At 29.0% G+C, this 19,976-nt stretch carries 13 protein-coding genes; 5 read left to right on the top strand and 8 right to left on the bottom strand.

Annotation, left to right across the window (positions count from 1 at the left end):
* Nucleotides 1-400 precede the first annotated feature (400 nt).
* Nucleotides 401-1,504, top strand: coding sequence for a restriction endonuclease subunit S (locus ACJA22_RS00865; protein WP_406617245.1), 1,104 nt, complete (start codon nucleotides 401-403; stop codon nucleotides 1,502-1,504).
* 549 nt (nucleotides 1,505-2,053) lie between these two features.
* On the opposite strand, the gene ACJA22_RS00860 is transcribed toward ACJA22_RS00865, so the two are convergent.
* The 3 genes from ACJA22_RS00860 to ACJA22_RS00850 all read right to left on the bottom strand — a co-directional run bounded on the left by ACJA22_RS00860 (nucleotide 2,054) and on the right by ACJA22_RS00850 (nucleotide 3,831).
* Entirely contained in the window at nucleotides 2,054-2,815 is a 762-nt protein-coding gene (locus tag ACJA22_RS00860) for a DUF2179 domain-containing protein (protein WP_406617244.1), read from the bottom strand.
* A 103-nt stretch (nucleotides 2,816-2,918) separates the two neighbouring features.
* On the bottom strand, nucleotides 2,919-3,146 hold the full coding sequence (locus ACJA22_RS00855; protein ID WP_406617243.1) for a hypothetical protein: 228 nt from the start codon (nucleotides 3,144-3,146) through the stop codon (nucleotides 2,919-2,921).
* Nucleotides 3,147-3,336: 190 nt separating this feature from the next.
* The gene (locus ACJA22_RS00850; protein WP_406617242.1) at nucleotides 3,337-3,831 is read right to left on the bottom strand and encodes a DUF3899 domain-containing protein; all 495 of its coding nucleotides are present in this window, start codon (nucleotides 3,829-3,831) and stop codon (nucleotides 3,337-3,339) included.
* Nucleotides 3,832-3,897: 66 nt separating this feature from the next.
* On the opposite strand from ACJA22_RS00850, the gene ACJA22_RS00845 reads away from it, so the two are divergent.
* Nucleotides 3,898-6,534: a hypothetical protein gene (locus ACJA22_RS00845; RefSeq protein ID WP_406617241.1), complete on the top strand. Its 2,637-nt coding sequence runs from the start codon at nucleotides 3,898-3,900 to the stop codon at nucleotides 6,532-6,534.
* A 238-nt stretch (nucleotides 6,535-6,772) separates the two neighbouring features.
* Here ACJA22_RS00845 and ACJA22_RS00840 read toward each other — a convergent pair whose 3' ends face one another.
* Genes ACJA22_RS00840 through ACJA22_RS00820 form a run of 5 tightly spaced genes read right to left on the bottom strand, consistent with a single transcriptional unit; the run spans nucleotide 6,773 to nucleotide 15,798 of the window.
* Nucleotides 6,773-9,469: an ATP-binding cassette domain-containing protein gene (locus tag ACJA22_RS00840; RefSeq protein WP_406617240.1), complete on the bottom strand. Its 2,697-nt coding sequence runs from the start codon at nucleotides 9,467-9,469 to the stop codon at nucleotides 6,773-6,775.
* Entirely contained in the window at nucleotides 9,459-10,553 is a 1,095-nt protein-coding gene (locus ACJA22_RS00835) for an ABC transporter ATP-binding protein (RefSeq protein WP_406617239.1), read from the bottom strand. The genes ACJA22_RS00840 and ACJA22_RS00835 overlap by 11 nt, the downstream gene beginning before the upstream one ends.
* Nucleotides 10,554-10,573: 20 nt before the next feature.
* Complete coding sequence (locus ACJA22_RS00830; protein WP_406617238.1) at nucleotides 10,574-11,932, bottom strand: ABC transporter permease; 1,359 nt, start codon at nucleotides 11,930-11,932, stop codon at nucleotides 10,574-10,576.
* Between the two features lie 9 nt (nucleotides 11,933-11,941).
* On the bottom strand, nucleotides 11,942-13,048 hold the full coding sequence (locus tag ACJA22_RS00825; RefSeq protein WP_406617237.1) for an ABC transporter permease: 1,107 nt from the start codon (nucleotides 13,046-13,048) through the stop codon (nucleotides 11,942-11,944).
* A gap of 8 nt (nucleotides 13,049-13,056) precedes the next feature.
* On the bottom strand, nucleotides 13,057-15,798 hold the full coding sequence (locus tag ACJA22_RS00820; protein ID WP_406617236.1) for an OppA family ABC transporter substrate-binding lipoprotein: 2,742 nt from the start codon (nucleotides 15,796-15,798) through the stop codon (nucleotides 13,057-13,059).
* Between the two features lie 843 nt (nucleotides 15,799-16,641).
* Here ACJA22_RS00820 and ACJA22_RS00815 point away from each other — a divergent pair.
* The 3 genes from ACJA22_RS00815 to ACJA22_RS00805 all read left to right on the top strand — a co-directional run bounded on the left by ACJA22_RS00815 (nucleotide 16,642) and on the right by ACJA22_RS00805 (nucleotide 19,944).
* Nucleotides 16,642-17,538, top strand: coding sequence for an MSC_0882 family membrane protein (locus ACJA22_RS00815; protein WP_406617235.1), 897 nt, complete (start codon nucleotides 16,642-16,644; stop codon nucleotides 17,536-17,538).
* A gap of 403 nt (nucleotides 17,539-17,941) precedes the next feature.
* Nucleotides 17,942-18,121, top strand: a complete 180-nt coding sequence (locus ACJA22_RS00810) for a hypothetical protein (RefSeq protein ID WP_406617234.1) — start codon at nucleotides 17,942-17,944, stop codon at nucleotides 18,119-18,121.
* 170 nt (nucleotides 18,122-18,291) lie between these two features.
* Nucleotides 18,292-19,944, top strand: a complete 1,653-nt coding sequence (locus ACJA22_RS00805) for an IS1634 family transposase (protein ID WP_406617233.1) — start codon at nucleotides 18,292-18,294, stop codon at nucleotides 19,942-19,944.
* Nucleotides 19,945-19,976 lie beyond the last annotated feature (32 nt).

Here is a 19,976-nt window from a genome sequence, read left to right as displayed (position 1 = left end):
ACTTAAGTCATTAAAGATTAATACTTATGTATTTGATGAAGATGCGAGTTTATTAGTTGGCAATAATGCTAGTTGTAATTTTCATCGCGCATGATACATATGTAAATTTAATACTTACCAAATCAAACCCAAATCAGGTTATGACATCGATTATATTTACTATTCGATTCGTATTCAATTGGAATTGTTGAAGAGACAATATGCAGTTTCTCATACGAAATTTCTCATAATAAAAATACTAGATGGTATTCAAATTGAAGGTATAACCTTAGATTAACAGAAAAAAATAGCGCAATCAATACTATTGCTCGATAGTAAAATTAAGAAAAATAATGACATGGTTCAAAAGTTACAGTTTTTAAACCAGCATTGAATTTTTCTAGAAATGGAGGAATGAGATATGCTAGTTAGATTAGGAGATTTATGTGATATAAAGTCATCCAAGCGCATTTTTGAAAGCGAATATGTTCCAATAGGTATTCCATTTATACGCGGGCAGGAAGTGACCAATAAAACTATTTTTAATAGCAATACGTACAATTGTTACATTTCAAAAAAACGTTATGAAGAATTAAAAAGGAATTATGGTGTTCCTCAAAAAGGTGATATATTAATTACAGCCGTAGGTACAATAGGAAATCTTTGCTACGTAGATAAGGAATTTGAATTTTATTATAAAGATGGAAATTTATTACAATTTACCAACTTTAGAGATGATTTTGATTCTAAGTATCTATATTACTTTATGCATAATGATTATTTTAAAAAACAATTAAACAATAATCTTATCGGGGCTGTGCAAAAAGCACTAACAATGGTTATGTTGCAAAAAATAAAAGTTCCGCTTATAGATTTAAAGTCTCAACGAAAAATAATTAGTATCTTATCTTCAATAGACGATCATATTGAACGTAATAACGCAATGGTTCAAAAATTACAAGTTTTGGCACTCAATAGTTTTGACTATTTTTCAAAGGGTATTGATGGTTCAAATAGCGTTGTTTTAAGAGATATACTTATCGAAAGAGACAAGTCACCAATACAAGTAAATAATATCGTTGATTCATCGGGTGATATTCCATTCTTTACTAGTGGAGAAACTATTTTATACACAAATGAAAAATTAGCTACTGGGTTCAATATATTTTTGAGCACAGGCGGTAATGCTAAAGCACAAGCGTATTATGGTGATGTTTCATATTCTACGGATACTTGGTGTGTTACAGCAAAGGATAATTTGCAATATTATTTGTATGGATATCTTAAACACATTGAGTCTCAAATGGATAAATTGTACTTTCACGGAACAGGGCTTAAACACCTGCAAAAGCCTATATTCCTTAAATCGTTTATAAATATTCCTAATGAAATTTCATTAAAAAAATATAATTCTATAGTTGAACCTATTTATATGCAAATTTCAAAGATAGAACAATCTATAATAAAATTACAAAGATTAAAAAATAAATTATTGGCGTTACTTATAAATCAGCAATTAGTGTAAAAAACAAGTCCGCCTTTAATTAGATGGACTTTTTCTTTATTGTTATTTCCATTAATTATTAATGGTAGTATTTTTTCTTTTGACTTTATACAATGGCTAATATTTGCGTTTATAAGATTTATTTGAGACAATAATTAATTAATTAATTTTTCATCAAACAAATGAACATCAATTTTATTGAGAGAATATCTATGTTATAAACTTAATGACAGAGTATTTGACTTGTTTTTTGAATGGTTACGTATTGAATAGTAGCGCATAGCATAGGTCCCTACTATTACATCATTTTTTATTACATATGTTTTGATATGTAATAAATTACTGTCATAGAATTTTACATTAAAATTGCCATTATCAGCGACCAATATACTTTTTACTTCAAATTTATAAATTCCAAAGAAATTTATAGGCACTTTCGAAGAGAGTGCTTTTTGTATATTTTGAAAGTAATAGTGAAATTTCGTTCCTTAAATTATATTTATGGCGTTACTCTTCATTATCCAATTTTCTTTTTTACCTATAAAACAATAAAAAAAGACAATTAGCACGCTAATCATCTTGTTTGTTTTGTTTGGTATTTTTAACTTCATTTGTTTCTGGTTTAGATTCATTTTCGACGTTTGTTACATAAATATGTCCAAGCATTTTCTTGATATCGTAGATTGTAATTAAAGCATCTTTGTCTAGTTGATTTACGATATTGATTATTATCGGAGCATCAACATAGAAGCAATTAACAATAATACTGTGTTGTTCAACGCCTGTATATCCCCCTTGAATAATACCTACACTAGCTGAAAATCTTTTGTCTTTTAATGAGTAAATTTGATCAAGGATTTCTTGGAATTTCTTTGAGTAAATTTCAATTTTAACCATTTTATATTTAGGAAAAATAACATCAACAACTAGTCCATTTACTAAAATCATAATTAACGAACTACAGAAGTTAGGGTTGAAATATAACTCTGCTGTTCAAGGCATCATGCTGACTTCTGCAGCATATAGCGATGCAGGCACATATGTTCCTAAAAAGTTACCTATTAATAAGCTTGAAACATGGAAAATAGCATACATAAAACTTAAGTTCTTAAATTTCTTACGAGCGTATCAAACAACTAAGATATCAAATCCAGCTGTTGAAGCATCTAGAATTAAAACTAAAGCTGAAGCTAAACCTTGAATTAAAGCTCATATTAAACCATACATAACAACTGCTAAATGCTTACCAGCATCATCTGGTTTAGTTCAAGTTACTATTTGTACAATACCTTTAGATTCTTCAAGAAAATCTTTGTTTAAAGCAGGTCCCATTAATTTGATTTTATCAATACCGGGAATGTATGATAAACCTATACCAAAAATAGTAATAAATATTAAAAAGATCGAGGTTAAAATAGAGAACTTTTTATTTATTTTAATACTTGCTAAGATTAGTAAAGGAATATTTAAAATCAGGTTGACTAACAATAAAGATTGCTCTAGCGGTAGCTGGCTCATTAGTATACTTAATTGTTAAACCAGCGCTTAATCTCGCAATCCCATGACTCAGAGCATCTACACCAAAGCCATAAATACCTGTATTTTGGACAAATATAATTCCTAAAAATGCAAAAACAATCGCTATTAAAATAATATAAAGCATTTGTTGTCAGAATTTGTTTACTCTATGTTAAGAAGAAAAGTGTAATAATTTTTCACTTAGTTTAACTCTTTCAATAGAGTATTTAACCTTCGGACCATTAGTATTTTTTCGTTTCATAATGTAAATTATATTAAATAGTTTTATTTAATTATTAAAATCAATTAAAGAAGTTAATAAAAAATAAAAACAGCTATTTTATAGCTGCTAATATTCCTGCTGCAATTAATGTAACTACCGCAATTATCGTAACAATTACAAGAATGAAGTTACCATTTGTTTTATTATCTTTTTCCATTCTTGCATTTCTAACTTCTTGTAATTGATCATTAAGAACTCTTAAACGAATTGTTTTTTCTTCACTATTTGGTTTTCGCTTCTCAGCCTCTATTTTAGATACTAACTCATTCTCTTGCTTGTATTTGTTTTTACCGCCCCTAAAAAGCGATAAACCAAATCCCATTACAAATATTCAAACCAAACCAGCATATGAGAATAAAGTAATTCCAAAGATAAAAGTGATATTCTGAGCTATTTTTAAATTTGTGATATTTGTTTCTTTTTTAGCTTTTAAGAAATAATACAATAGCACTATTGTTGTTGCCAATATTAATGAAACAAATAAGTGAATCGATTTCTTTCATGTAAACGAAGTTTTAAAATATTCTTTTGTTCTTGTTGAAGCCATGTTTTAATTATACCAAAGTGTTAATAAGATTTAATCGCACAACCATATTAATATATAATTATTAATATGAAAAACAAAAAGAACAAAATATTATCATTATCAATAGCAATTACACCTTTTTTAGTTTCAACGGTTTTAGTTTCTAGTTGCAAATTTACAGGCGATAAAGATAAACAACCTATTGTTAATCCTGATGAACCAGGTAAGGATAAAGGTACAACACCAGTTGTTCCGGTAACACCAGAAGATCCAAGCAAGGATAAAGGCACAACACCAGTTAATCCTGTAACACCCGAAGACCCTGACAAAGACAAAGATAAAACACCTGCAACTCCTGAAGATCCAGACAAAGACAAAGAACCTGAAAAACCAATTACTCCTGTTGGAAAAGAATACGATAGAGAAATTAAAATTGATACTAATGGATACTATATAAACCCAAGCTTATTTAAAGTTACCGCTGATGAAACAGAACCAGCAAACTTTAATTTTGGTAATGTTCCATTAATTAAAAAGAAGAGTAATTTAATTACTAAAGAAGATTTAATTGATATGTTCAATTACATAATAGGTAATGAAATAATTTCAATTTATTCTTTTGGTTCAAGACAAATTTCAAGCAATTTAATGGCTAGTACATATAGTGAATGAATTCAAAAGAATTGAGTTAATTTTCCATACTTTTCATTATTAAATGGTACGTTTACCTTTGTTTTAAAGGATAATAAGGCAAATGTGGAACAAATGACACCAGCAAGATATGCCTTTCCATGAAACAGTATTGATAAGTATCAAGAAAGTTTCAATAACTTCATAAAAGGTGGTTTAAGCAAGATTCAAGAAGGTATGCAAGATTATGAAAAAGCATATGCCTTATGACTTTATACTTTAGAATACTTTAAATATGATTTGAAGAAACTTCAATCAAATTATGAAAGAGATATTTATGATCAAAGCACAGTATGTGCTGGTTATGCAACAGCTTATGGCTATATGCTTAATTTAGTTGGAATTAATGCTTTAGTAAACTACACAGGGACAACCCCAGGTTCAGATGACTTACACGAAGTAGTATATGTAAAACTTCAATTGCCGGGCACAACAAAACCTCTTTGATATTTATCAGATGCTACATGAGGTGATAAAGAAGGACAGACGACTCCTATTGACGATTCTTCAACTAGTTTTTCAAAACAAATAAATTACAAACAATTCTTACAACCTATTGGGAAAGATCTTCACACTCCAATAGACCCAGTTCAATTCTCATTAGGTGAATTTTGAGGAATGCCTTGAGGTGCATTTAATAGTGGTGATTTTGCTTATGGAGATTCGCCAACTATTGATTTCGATAATAAAGCATTATATAAATTGTTTGATGGTTCAACACCGAATATTAAACAAGTCAGTCGTTTTGAATATTACAATAAGGAATGATACGGTTTTGTAAAAAATGGAAATTATAGAGCTTTCGTAAAAACTCCATTTTATAATACTAATTCATTTAACTCAAATTGAGTCATTCCTCTAAACTCATTAATTAATGATGCTGCTTTAGTTCAAAGAATCGAAAAAAGCTTTAATCCTATGCTAGCTAGAGTTAATGATAATTTCATATTTTATGCTCAAGATATTAATTCATCAAATGGTCAATTAGTTGTTTTGAATATGAAAACTAAAGAGAAAAAGATTATTAGTATAACAGCCAACAGTAAAGTTGCTCGTATTTTTGTAAAAAATAATCAAATTTATTATGCTGATATTTCAGCAGGCTATGACAAAACTTATCCTGTTAAATTAACTAAGGAAGAGTATGACTTTGTATTTAATAATATTAATTACAACAAGACATATTTAACTAAAACAACATTGTATTATGCTAATGCTATTAATCTATTTACAGTTGGCGAAAATGTAGGTCAAATTTCTTACAAAGTTAAAAAAGAATTTCTTGATTATCTTTTAGGAATTGAAAAGCTTAATTTAACTAGTCCACTAGACATTGAAAATAAAGTAAAAGAGATAGCATCTAAATTTAATGAGATCTACTTAAATATTACTAAAACAAATAAGAAATTACTTTGAACATCACAACTTCCAACTAAAGTTTATTGTAATCCTCAATATGGATATAACTTTGAAGGTATCAGAGCATTCGTAAATTATAAAGATGTTATTAATCCTAATGAAAACATGAGATATGACATTTTATATTCAAAAGATAATACTGGTTTTGAATTAGTTGCACAAAATGTTGAATTTCAAGATTTAATGATAGACAAATCAAACACTAAAGGTAGTGGATATTACAAACTCAAAGCATATTTAGTAAATCATTCAGACAACTTTATTGAAACAAATTCAAGCTATATTTCATTTGATTCGAATAATAGTTTATTACCAATTCAATCAGGTGTTAAAGATCAAAATCTTCAAAATATAAATATCAATCCATCAACAAAAATCTTAATTTTAAATGATATTAATTTAAGCGCAACCGTACAAGCAAACCCTGGTGAAACAGCTACAGTTGAATTATACTTTATTGACCAAAAAACCTATAAAACAAAGGTTTTAGAAAAAACTGAAGTGCATTTTGATAATAAACCTCATACAGTTAATCATCATATAAATAAAGTAAATAACACCAATGCTGGATTGTATTATGTTAAAAGACAACCCAAAATTATGTATATTATCTAAACTATTATTTTGTTTTAGATAAGACAATGTATGAAAATAGATTTGCCGATAATAGCAATGATGCATTCTTTAAAATAGAAAATAGCATTAAATAACTTAATGCAATTGTAATCTCAAAAGCTACAGCTTTATGAGTAGTTTTAAGACAAATTTTGCATAATAAAAAACGCCTCCACAATAAATTTTGTGTTGCGCTTGTAATTACAATAATAAGGCAGTACCGATTAAAGGTATTGTTTTATTTTGTGTCTTTTTTAGTTGATTTTTTAGTAGCAGAGCCAGTTGATGACTTACTTGATTTCTTTGTTTTTGAAGCTGAATCTTTTTTGGTTTTTGGAGTTGACTTTTTGACTTTATTATCAGATGTTGAATTTGTTGAGCCAGCGTCTTCATTACTTGTTTTACCAAACGATAATGAAGATACTTTAACTTCAGTTGTTTCTTCAGGAGTATTTACTAACAGTGTATATTCTATATTATCTGGAATTTCTTTACGTCCATCAAAAGGTAAATGAGTGGTGTCTTGGTCATCTTCATCTACAACTTTAAGGTTTTGGACTAGTTTTGGATTTGCTAATTTGAAAGGATGAATTCATGATTCAACTTGTGATTTAGTACCAAATAAGTAGTGATCTTTTTCAACTAAATAAGTTCTAGGAACATTTGGATATTGTTGATCTTTTAAGTAGTCTAATTCAAAGCTAATGTTTTCAAATTTTTCGTTAGCATTAGAAATCTTAGGTATAGCTTTGAATAAGTTAATGGTATATGGATGCATTGGTTTATGGTATACCACATCTGTATTACCAGATTCAACAATTTTACCAAGGTGCATAATTTGAACACGATCAGCGATATATTCAATCATACTTAAGTCGTGAGCGATAAACACCATACCGATGTTTTTCTTTTCACATAAGTCTTTTAATAAGTTAACAACTTGAGCTTGAATTGAAATATCAAGTGATGCGATAGGTTCATCGGCTACAATTACCTTAGGTTCAGTAATTAAAGCGCGAGCGATAACAATTCTTTGACGTTGCCCACCTGAGAATTCGTGAGGATAACGGTAAGCAAATTGTTTAAGAAGACCAACGTCTTCAAGAGCTTTATAAATAATAGATTTAGTTAACAATCTTGAAATCATTTGTTTTGCGAATAAATTATTTCATCAGTTAGTTAATTTATTATCAGTTTTTTCAACGCCTAATAATAAATAAATAGTTCTAACATCTTTGAAAAAGTAATTTACTTCAATTTGGAATGATTTTAAGGTTGAGAGTTTATTTTGAATTTTGTTTCTATAAATAGAAATCATCTTTTTAAGACTTTTAACGGCAGCAACTTCTTTAGGATCTTTTTTGTTGCATTTTGCTTTAGCTTGTTTATAGTCATTTTCTAGTTTTTTAAAAAAGGCATTATTAATTGCTTTAAATTGAGTATCTATGTAAGTTTGTTGAGACTTAAGCTTTTTATATAAAAGGGATTCATCGACGATTTCAAGGTCAAGTCTTTTAATGTCAGATTTAATTTTTTCAGCATATTTAACATTTTCGGCTTCAAAGTATTTTGAGGCTTCATTGTATTGTCTTTCAGCTTCTTCTAAATCTTGTTGTGAGCAAGCTGGAGCTTCTTTAATATCAATAATTGAATTACAATCTTTGATAAGTTCTTTTAAACGACCAGTTTCTTCTTCGTATGTAAGAAGAGACTTAGCATTTAAGTTAAGATATTTTGAATAATCAAAATTAAAGTTTTGTTCAAAAAGATATTTAACAATTTCTTTATATTTCTTACGAAGTGGAACATTTTCTAAAAATTCTTGGAAGAAACTTTCAGAATATAATTCAAGTTCGTTAATTAATTCTTTAAGTTGATCAATTTTTAAGTAGCGTAATTCTGAACGTCAACGTTTAAGATAAGCTAACTTATATTTGAGCAATACTTCTTTTTTATAGTTAAAAAAGTAAAAATCAGGATCGTATGTAAAGATTTTTGCATAGTGTGTAATCTTGCAATCATTTTTACATTCGCTTATAAAGTTATCATAAGCGCCTTTAGATGTTTCATAGCCATCATTGAAGTTATTTTTGAATTCTTCAAGCTCACTTTTAATTATCTTTTTACGATTGATGGCATCGTATTTATTTTGAGACATTGTTGTAAGTTGACGAATTCTTTCAAGATTTTTTGTACTTTCTAAAAGTTGTTTTTCATCATCAGTTAAGTTTTGATCACGGAATTGCTTTTGTTTTTCATAGTAGAAAGACATAAGCTCATCTGTGTTCGAGTACATATTGCTAATAATTTGACTTTCCATATTTTGTTTTTCTTCAAGATAGTTAAAATATGAAATGAAATTATCTTCAATACTGCTTTCTTCTCAATCAAATGAAAAGTCTGTGAAAATTTGAGTTCATTTAGGGAAGAAATCTTTCGCTAAATTGTTAATTGAACGCAAGTTTTCAATTTTTAATTCTTTTACCTTACGTTTGAAGGTGAATTTAAAGTTCTTTTTAACATCTTTTCAGTCAGAAAACAAATCATTTGTTTTGCTTTTGATGATGTTATTAACTACAAGAGGTTCTTTTAAAATGTTGAAAATAGTTTTTTGACCATTCAATGATGCGTGTGGGTCTTGGAAAATCATTTGAATGTTTTTACGTAAAAATCTATTTCTTTTGCTTGTAATTTTATTACCACTAATAATTTTGTCATCAAGTGTAACAAAACCGCTAAAGTCGTCATAAAGTCTTAATAATGAACGACCAACTGTTGTTTTACCACTACCAGATTCACCAATAAGACCAACTATTTCACCAGCGTGAACATTAAATGAAACATTGTCAACTGCTTTATTAACACGTCCATTATTGAAAAAGTATTTCTTTAATCCTTGGATATCAAAAATAACTTTGCTATCTTTATTTTTCATCTTCTTTAAAAGCCTTTCTGAAATGTTCAAGTCTGATTTGTAGTGGTTTTGGTAATTTTACTTTAGGAGCATCTGGGTGTAATAATCATGTCGCAGCAGCGTGATGACTATTAATTGGAATAAGTGGTGGTTCTTTTTCAAAGTCAATTTCTAAAGCGAAATCATTACGTGGTGCGAATGGATCACCAAGTGGTAAGTTAGCCATATCAGGTGGTGTTCCATGAATTGAGTATAATCTCTCATCTTCGTTTTCTGGGATTGCGGAAATTAAGGCTCATGTATAAGGGTGAGCAGGAGCTGTAAAAATGTCTTTTCTAGTTCCTCTTTCAACAATTTTACCAGCATACATAACATAAATGTAATCACAGAATTTTGCAACAACACTAATGTTGTGAGAAATAAGAATAATTGAAATGTTAAAATCTTGTCTAATTTGTTCAAATAGCGCAAGTACGCTAGCTTGAACAGTTGGGTCTAAAGCAGTGGTTGGTTCGTCAGCAATAATTAATTTAGGTTTAAGAGCAACAACCATGGTAATAACAACACGTTGTTTCATACCACCACTTAAGGTGTGAGGGTATCTGTCGAATACTTCTTCGGGTTCATGAATACCAAATTGGTCCAATAATCCGACAAGGTATTCTCTTTTAACTTTTCTACTTTTACCTTTTCACTCTTCATTAAGATTAAGAGCATCTAGAAGTTGTTTACCAATTGTTCTAGTTGGGTTTAAGCTTGTTAAAGGATCTTGAGGAATATAACCTATGTAATGTCCTCTAATTCCTTCTCATTGTTTTTGTTTTTTAATTTTTGATAAGTCTAAGTCATCAATAGATAATTCATCAAATGCTGTTAAAGCATTTTCGTTTACATTAATTAAAGATTTTGATGTAACTGATTTTCCACTACCAGATTCACCTACAAGTCCTACAATTTGTCCGTTTTCGATATCTAAGTCAATTCCTCTAACAATTCTAATTAAGGAGTTTCTACCATTTTGGAAATCAACGGTTAAATTCCTTACTTTTAATAATTGATTATTAGGGAGTTTATCAGTAATAAGATTATGTAATAGTTTATTCATAATTTTGTTTCCTATATCTACTATTTTTTAAGTTTAATAACTTTAGGGTCTAGAGCATCATGAAGACCTAATGCGACAAATTGTAAGCTAATTGAGATTAATAAAAGAATTGTAGCAGGTAAAATCATTACTCATGGGTTAACTGTTGCAAGTGCTGTATTATCAATCATTATTTTACCTAAGTTGAATGATGTAGGATCTGAGAAGAAACCTAAGAAAGCAAGTGAGGCAATACTAATAATGATTGCTGGAATTCTACGTACATAGTTTTGAGCTATTTTACCAATAACAGCTGGTAAAGCGTGGCTGAAAATTTGTCTTGCTGGTGAAGCACCAATACTTTTTGATGCTGTGATGTATTCTTCGTCTTTAACTGTAATCACGAATAAACGAGTTGCAGCAATTGGATAAGTTCAACCAACGAATAATAAACCAGCAATTAAGACAGGAGCACTTGTTCCTCAAATTGATACGAACATTAATAATCAAATAATTGAAGGAGGTGCTTGGAAAATTTCAATTACTCTACTGAAAATGGTGTCAATTCATTTACCAGCATAGAAACCTAAGATAGCACCTACGAATACACCAATAACTGTTTCAATAGTAGCAACAACTAAAGCGATTCATAATGATTCTAAGGTTCCAGCTCAAACGGTTGTTCAAATGTCGGCACCGTTACCAGTTGTACCAAATCAAGTTTGTAAGTTAACTTGGTTTAAAGCTTCTTTAGCTTCAGCAAATCAAATATTGAATTCGCTTTGAGTTGGTGTTGAACCAGGGTGTGCAGCTAATCATTGATTTTTTAATTGGCTCATGTAACCATCAAGAGTAGTTACTTGTCAAAGTTTATAAACATCAATTTTATAAATTGGGAATGATGATGAATTATCAATTACAAAATAAGTTTTATCAGGAATTAAATAAGTTTTGAAGTATTCATAATATGGGTTTACATTTGGATCAGGGTTTGTATATTTCTGAATATCTTCAATTTGTTTTACGTTACCACCATATTCTTTAAATGGGCTAAAGGTTGGCGGCAACTCAGCATAATAAGCAACCTCAGAACCAGTAATTTTATATCCTTGTGATTTTCAGGTATCAACTACCGGTTTTCCAGGTAAATAAGGTGAAGTATATTTAACTACAAAAGCGAGAATAATTAATGATAAAAACACAATCGTAGAAATAACAACAATAGGGTTTGAGAAGAATCTTTTAAGGATTTCAACAGCTAAGATTTTAGGTTTACCAGCAATAGAATTATTAGTTTTTTTAGTGTCTGTTAATTTTAATTTTTCAGCAAAAGCAGCATTAATTTTATATTTTCGGTTAAACTGCTCTGGCGTTAAGTCTGAATGAATTTCATATTCCATAATTTTCTCCTACATAGCAGACACACTAGGACTAGCTTTTCTTTCTTCTAAAGCTTGTTCTTTAAAAAGTGCTCTCATTTTTTTACTTCTAATTCTTTTTGCTTTTAAGTATTTCACTAAATCAAAGCCACTGCTTGATTCATAAACGATTCTTGGGTCAAGGATTACAAATGATATATCGACCAATATCTCTGTAAATAAGGATAATGCGGTGAAGAAGAAGATGTTAAACATAACAATATTAATTTCACCATTAGGGAACGCACTAGCAATAACACTAGATGAACCAGGTATTGATCAGAAACGTTCAAGAATAATACTTCCAGATAAAAGACCAATATATGATGGAAGTACAATTGCGATTAAAGGAATTGAAATGTTTCTAAAAACATATTTGAAGAAAATTTGAGTTCCACTTAATCCTTTAGTTTTCGCGATTAAAATATAATTACTTGTTAAAACTGTAACTGTTTGGTTTCTTGCGTATAAAGTATAAACAGCAAGCGAACCTAAAGTTATAACTAAGATAGCAGGAATAACACTCACAAAGCTATCTCATGGTGTAGCTGGTCCATGTCCTGTTTCACTACCTACAGCAACGAAGGTTTCTCTGAAACCAGCTTTTGCAAATAAATCAATAAAGAATGGTGCGATGATAAACGATGGGATTGCGATAAATACAAACACGAAAATGTTAATAATTGAGTCTCATAAGGTACCCCGTTTATATCCGGCAAAAACACCGAGGGTGATACCTAAAACAGCACTAATAACGAATGCTGGTAATGAGACTAACAAACTGTATTTTAAAGGTTTGAAGAATAATTCCGGAATTGTTCTAGCATCTGTACCATTGGCTGGGAACATAATATCACCGAAATTACCTTGGAAAAAGCCTTTAAAGTAATTTACTAGTTTGACTATTACAGGCGTTGCATCATATTCTCTCGCTTTAATTCTATAAACTTCTCTAAGTTCTTTTGATAAGCTAGGATCTTGCAGCTTGATTTCAAAAGGGTTAGTAATGAAACTTACTATTAAAGTATATGAGAATATTAATATAATAAATAGAGTGAGAACAGCCAAGGCTATTCTCTTTCATAAATATTTGTGCATAAGTTAGATTATTTTGATCCTTCAGGTTTATCACCGTATGTAGTTGTGAAGTATGAAACATCGCTATATCATTGAGCGTTTACACCAAAGAATGGATAGTCAACATAAGGGTTAACAAATCCTAATTCAGGTTCTTTAGGCATTGTTCTTTGAGTATCTGTCATTGGACCAATGTAGTTTGAAACTTCAGCAGCAAATGCTATTGCATCAGTGGTTGTCATATTAGCTACATAAGCAAAGGTAAATTTACTACATTCAGCAACTAAATCATCAATGTCATCTCTTGGATCTTTTGTGAATTCATAATTATCACCAGTTTTTGTTACATATTGGAATTTTTCTGAAAGTGCAGCGAAGTATTTAAGAGGTAATTCACCGATTTTGTCTAATTCAAAGAATGATTTGAAACCTTGTTCTTTCAATTTAGCAACAAATGCTTTAGAGAATTTAACTAATTCAGGGAATGAGCCTTTTAATTTATCGCTAACTTGAGTATCTGCACCGATAAGTAAGATAACTGGGTGTAATTGAACTAAGTTAATTAATCCATCAATACCAGAACCAAGACTGTTAACGTCATATCCTCATCCACCAGGTTGGTATGGTGAAGCGCTTCTGAATAATGCAGCATATAATTGATCTTTGTTTGTGTAGTATTTATATGATGGAGCCAATCTACCTTTTGTATCTAATGATTTAATTAATTGTGGTATTTTTTCTAAGAAGACTTGTTGATATTTAACTGGGTTAAAGTTCAAGAATCTAAATGGAACTTCTCATTCAATTTTATCTTTTGTTTCGTCAAGATTATTTTCTTTATAGAATTCATCAAGCAATTTAGTCATAGCTTTTTGAGTTTGTTCAAAGTCATGACCTCTCATTTTTTCGTCGTCATTTCTTGAGCTTTTCAAGATTTTAGCATTATCTGTTGGGTTTGTAGTTGAAACTTTATTCATGTTTTCATCAAGACCAAATAATTCAGAAATTTTGTCGTAGTGATCAACTGGTTTTTGGTCATGTGAGTCTTTAGCCCCAATAAGACCATCTGGAGCATAACCACTTATTCAACTTTTCTTTGCACCATCACTAACTGCTGATGCAATTTGTTCTCAGTTAATACCAGCGTTAATTAAGGTTCTAAATGCTAAACCTCTACCAGCTAAGAATTTGCCGTAGTAATCGGTTCCTTTTAATTTACCGTTAAGAAGTTCTTCACGTCCGCCACCATAAACTAATTTTGAATAGTTATCATTAAATCTAAAGTCGTTAGCAACAAAGCCTTCTTCTAATTCATATGTTTTAGGAACAATAATTGGAAGTGATGCAACAGTTGAGCTATTTGGATTAATAACAGTAGTATAGAATGAACCTAATTTCTTTCTGTCCCTTCTTGCTTTAGAGTTATCGTTTGGAGTTAAGTTGTTAGGGTTTAAGATAGATACTAAACCATATGAGTAATCTGAATAACTTAATGATTTATATTGGTTATCATCTGTGTTATCTTTATATTTAATAATATATTTCTTGGTTTTAGTACTTTCAGCATCTCAGTATTTACTGTTTTTGATTCATGTTTCAGTATGAGCACTATCTTGGTGACCACCATAGTAGTATCTACCAGCAAGCAATGTATCTTCTAAGTTAATACCATATCAGTATGCTCCAGCTTCAACCATAAGGTTGTCTTTATATTTTGAACCTCATTCACTAATTGTTTTGCTAAGCTCATCAGCAACTGCTTGGTTGTTGTTTTTAAATGATTTTAAAGCTACTTTTGTATTGTTTTCTTTAATGTATTCACTAGGAGCAGCGGCAAATTCTTGACCAGTTGCTAAGTTAGCAAACATTTCATCAAAGTAAGCTTTATCTTTTTCATTTTCAATATAGAATGTAACAGCTTCTTTCTTATCAGCACCTACTTGTGTAATAAATTTATCTCTTTTAAATAAGTTTGAGTAGCTAATGTTGTAAACATCATATAAATAACCGTTTGGATATTTAGTAGCTTTTGTGAAGTATTTTGATCCATCTTCTAAAATTGAGTTCATTTTTTGTTCAAATGCTACAGCATCTTGTTCTGCAACTCCAAATTTCTTAATAAGGGTACCAACTCTTATACCTTGAGTTAAGTAGTAGGTTCTTAATCATGAAATAAAGAAGTCTTCTGCTTTAACTTGATATTTAGTTTCTTTACCATCATGTGTGAATCATTTAGCGCCTTCTCTTATAACAAGTTGTAATTGTTTAGCATTTTTAAGTGCTTCGGCAAATTTTTCTGAGTTAATGCTTCTTTCGTTAGTTGAGTGAGCTTGATATAACATATATTTATAATTCTTGTCACCAGCGTCTGGTTTAACGTTTAAATCTGCTTCATCGGTATCGAATTCTAAAACTTCATTAGTTTTTGTTGTGATAACAACTTTATTAGCTAATTCAAATTTATATTTTCAAACTGTTGGTTTAACAACGCTTTTTGTACCTTCATCATAACGAGGACGTCCAATTGATTGAACTCTCACTAATGTACCCGCAGCATTTTGATTAGCATTGTTTATTCATAAACCATATGAGTTCGATGTATCTAAAAAGTATGCTGGAGCTTTTTGGTATGTACCAGTTGTATAGATTACAAATTCTTGTTTTTTGGCTAGAACATCAAATGGTGTTTGTTTACATGATACAGCTGCAAGAACAGGGGCAACTGCAACAAGGGATATAGGAGCCAATGCCAATTTAAATTTTCTTTTCATGTTTTCCTTTCGTGTTTTTTATTAATCTATTAATAAATCTTATATTTGAATTATATTTTATTCTTTTTTAATTACTTATGTTGTTTTTTCTCATTGTTATGAATTTATCTAAAAAATAAAGAAAATGCAGGCTTTTTTGTTTACCTGCACCATATATCTTTATTATTATTAACTATTGTCTTTTGGTAATAAACACATTAACACAGGTTAAACTTATAAACAAATAATCATTAAGGCGAACTTAATGCAATTGTCCATAATTTGTGTAAATGTATATTTTCTATTCATAACACAATTATTTTATATTACTTTTGAATATCGCAAAACAAAAAAATTTTTTTATGAAATTTTTGCAAATGGCAAACAAAATTTTTCTATATAAATAATATTTATTAATAATATAGGTAAATTGCTAAGAAAAAAGTGATAAAAACTATAAAAATTTTTTTAAAATGGCTCGTTTTACATCCAAAATAAATGTCTTTTTTATTCAAAAAAGTTAATTTTTAATCAATAAATTAAGCTAGTTTTCATTAACTAAAACTAAGAAAATAAATATTACTTTGCTACGCAACAATAATAAAAATTCAATTTTTGAAGCTTTATTATTAGGTTAAAAGAAAAAACGAAATTACTACCAAACAAAATCTTAAGACAGTTTAAATAACCCATTAATTAAAAAATCACAAAAAAACAAATTTAAAAGTATTCCAATTTGCTAGATCACAAATCTAAACCACATTTTTTGATATTTTTTTGATATATTATCAATCTTCACAATTCTTATAAAAAAGTATTTATATATAAGATTTCAATTATAATAGAATAAATAGAGGAAACAATATGCAATATAGACCAATACAAAATGCAGGTACTGTTGAAATCGTAGAACAAAACAGAGAATTAGAATCTGCGACTAAGTCAAGCAAAGTTCATCAAGACCCTAAACATCAATTCTCTCCAAGGATTTATCGTGTAATTAGATCTGAGAAAATGTTGAAAATAACCTTGATGACTCTTTTCTTTTCAATTGCTCTATTTTCAATTATTGCATTTGTGCTAGCTTTCTTTAAAATAGCTCCTTTTAAGAGTGAAACATCAGCGCCTTTATATGGATACTTAGTTTTATTTGGAACTGTAGCATTTATTTCGATAGCTGTTGGAATAAAAAATGCAATTGAAAATGTTCAATGGTCACATACAGTACAAAGGTATAGGGATGCAATTTCAGCAGGAGACTATACATCAAGCACAACTTTCCATATTGTTTATCGTAAAATAATTCTTAAAGATATTAATTTATTATGAATTTTAATTTTTATCTTAACTTATTTAGGTTTATTTACTCTTATCATTTTTGGTTTATATAAATCAGGTTCTTGAGAGGCTGGTAATCCTAATGGTTCATTCCATATTAATTTAGATTGAAGACAAATTCTTGATAAAGGTTTTGGCAATACTCAATTATTCTGTTTAATTAGTGTAATTATTATGGCTTCTTTAATTGCTGGCTACATTATAATTAAACTCTTTGATAAAAAACGTTTAGCAGACATTAGTGACTTCTTAGGCGAAAGAAGTGTTGAAATTCAAGAACAAATTGAAAAAGATAAAAAAGACAGAAACAAGATGTGATTAAGAATTTATCTTGTAGTTGTAATATTAACTATTCTTCTTCCACTTGCTTTAGTATTAGTAGCAATTTGAAGAGGTTTCCTAAGACGCAAGAAAGACAAATAAGATAGCAACACAACAAGTTGCTATTTTTAATTCTTACTATTTTAAAGCAGAATAAGTCAATTTAACACTTTTGTAAATGTATAACACAAAAATGAAGATAACTAGAATTTTGTATAATATTTAAGCAATGATAAAAAACGAATTAACACTTGACGATGTAGAAGAAGTAGACAAATATGATAGAAATCAATCTATTTTATTTGTAACTATCGTAGGAATCTCAACACTTATTTGATTAGGTATGCAAATATGATCTCTAGTATGCTGGATATTATGAAGAGACAAGTTCTGAATTATAGCGGCAGTAATCCATGATGTAATATTTGCCGCATTCTATATTTGATGTTATTTGACTTTTGCCTTTAGATGTGCCGGAATGGATGGACTTGACATGGAATTTTGAGTGCTTATATTATCCGCTTTTGTTCCTTTTTGAGGTTATATAGTAGGATGAAGAGCAGCAGTTAAATGCATACATGATTATAATTTATATAGAAAATTAGAAGAATTAGAATTAGCAGCATTAGAAGAAGATGATGACGATGACGAAGATGACGATGATTGGGAGGATGAAGAGGATTAATATCCTTTTTTATTTGCAATTTATTTTTTATAACTTAGATAAATTGCTATTTTTCCTGAGTTTCCAAGTTGGAGCTCTTTTTTATTACTTTTTTCAGTGTTATTTATATATAAATAAAAAAAAGTTATTTTTTTACATAATTACATTGTAATTTGTGGTATAATAAAGATATGAAAAAAGACAAATGACTATTAATTTCAAGAAAAAATAAGAACTCTACTTACTTATCTTTAGCACTTTCAGGAGGATTTGGCAAAGGTTATAAGAAATCTATCGGTATCGGTACAGTTGAAAAATGAGAAAAATATTGTTCTGATCCAGTAGAAAAAATTAAAAAACTATCTCAAAACTACAATACTGATTGAGATAGAAATATGATAATTAGACAATTAGAGTTAGATATAAGCAAGGTTAAAATTGAAACAAAACAGTTCAATTATGGATATGATTTGTTATACAGTTTCTTAGAAAAATTAAATCCTTTTAAAGATGCTAAAGTATCAAAATCCAAGTATTTAAATGATTTATTAAAATATATGATTTCAAATAGAATTGTAAATCCGGGTAGCATGCTTTCATCCTTTAAAAATAAAGACAAATTCAATATAAATTTAGAAGTTGAAAAGACGACATTTTATAATACTTTAGACTATTTAGCTGAAAATAAAAATAACATTTTAAAGAGTGTTAACGATACATTGATTAAAGATAAAAATAGAAAAATAGATATTATTTGATACGACTCTTCAACGGTATATTTTGAAAGTTTTGTAAGAGAAGGATTGAGATATCCAGGTTATTCTAAAGATGGAAAATTCAAAGAAGATTGAATTGTTTTAGGTTTAGCAACAGATGAAAACGGCATTCCAATTCACTATAAATTATTCAAAGGGAACACTGCTGATGCATCAACATTTATTAATTTTATTTTGGATATAAAATCACAATATGAATTAAACAAAGTAACACTCATTGCTGATAGAGGAATGAGTACAAATAGAAACATAAGATTCTTAGAAGATAACGATATTGATTACATTTTATCTTATAGATTAAAAGCGGCTTCAAATGACCGAAAGACCTTTGCAATAGATGAATCCGGCTATTTTGGAGACAATAATTTTAAATATAAAGAAACTACTTTTTATTCGTTTTGAAAGAATAGAAGAGCAAACGGACACAAGAGAAGATTGGTAGTAACATATAGTAAAAAAAGAGCATTAAAAGATAAAAATGATAGACAAATTTTAATCGATAATTTTATTAAAAGACAAGATAAAGACGGACTAGTTCATGATCAAGTAATGTTCGGTCAAAAGAAGTTTAAATTCTTCGAAAAAGTTGGTGGTAAAGGTTATTACAAACTTAACTATGACAAAATTATCGAAGATGAAAAGTTTGACGGATATTATGCTTATGAAACCTCTAGATTTGATTTATCACCTGAAGAAATTGTGAATTTATATTCAAAACAATGACAAATAGAATCAAACTTTAGAGCTTTAAAAAGTGCTTTAGCTGTAAGACCTATTTATGTATGAAGTGAAAAGCATATTGAAGGTCATTTCGTACTTTGCTTCTTATCTCTTGTTTTATTAAATTTTGTTATTTATTATTTAAACAAAGGTTTGAAAGAACTCGGTGTTGTAGATGAAAAAATCACAATCAAAAAATTACAAGATGTAATAAAAGAAACAATCAAAACATGCAAGATTATTGACGGAAAAATTGAAAGTGAAGAATATATTATTAACGACAACAATAATCAAGCAATTCAAGATTATCAAACATATTTAAGAATTTTAAATGAATTAAAATTTTAAATTATTAAAAACAGCTCATCAAACAGATGAGT

Source organism: Mycoplasmopsis adleri, assembly GCF_045276205.1.
Classification (GTDB): domain Bacteria; phylum Bacillota_I; class Bacilli_A; order Mycoplasmatales; family Metamycoplasmataceae; genus Mycoplasmopsis; species Mycoplasmopsis adleri.
This window is presented reverse-complemented; position numbering and strand designations above follow the sequence as displayed.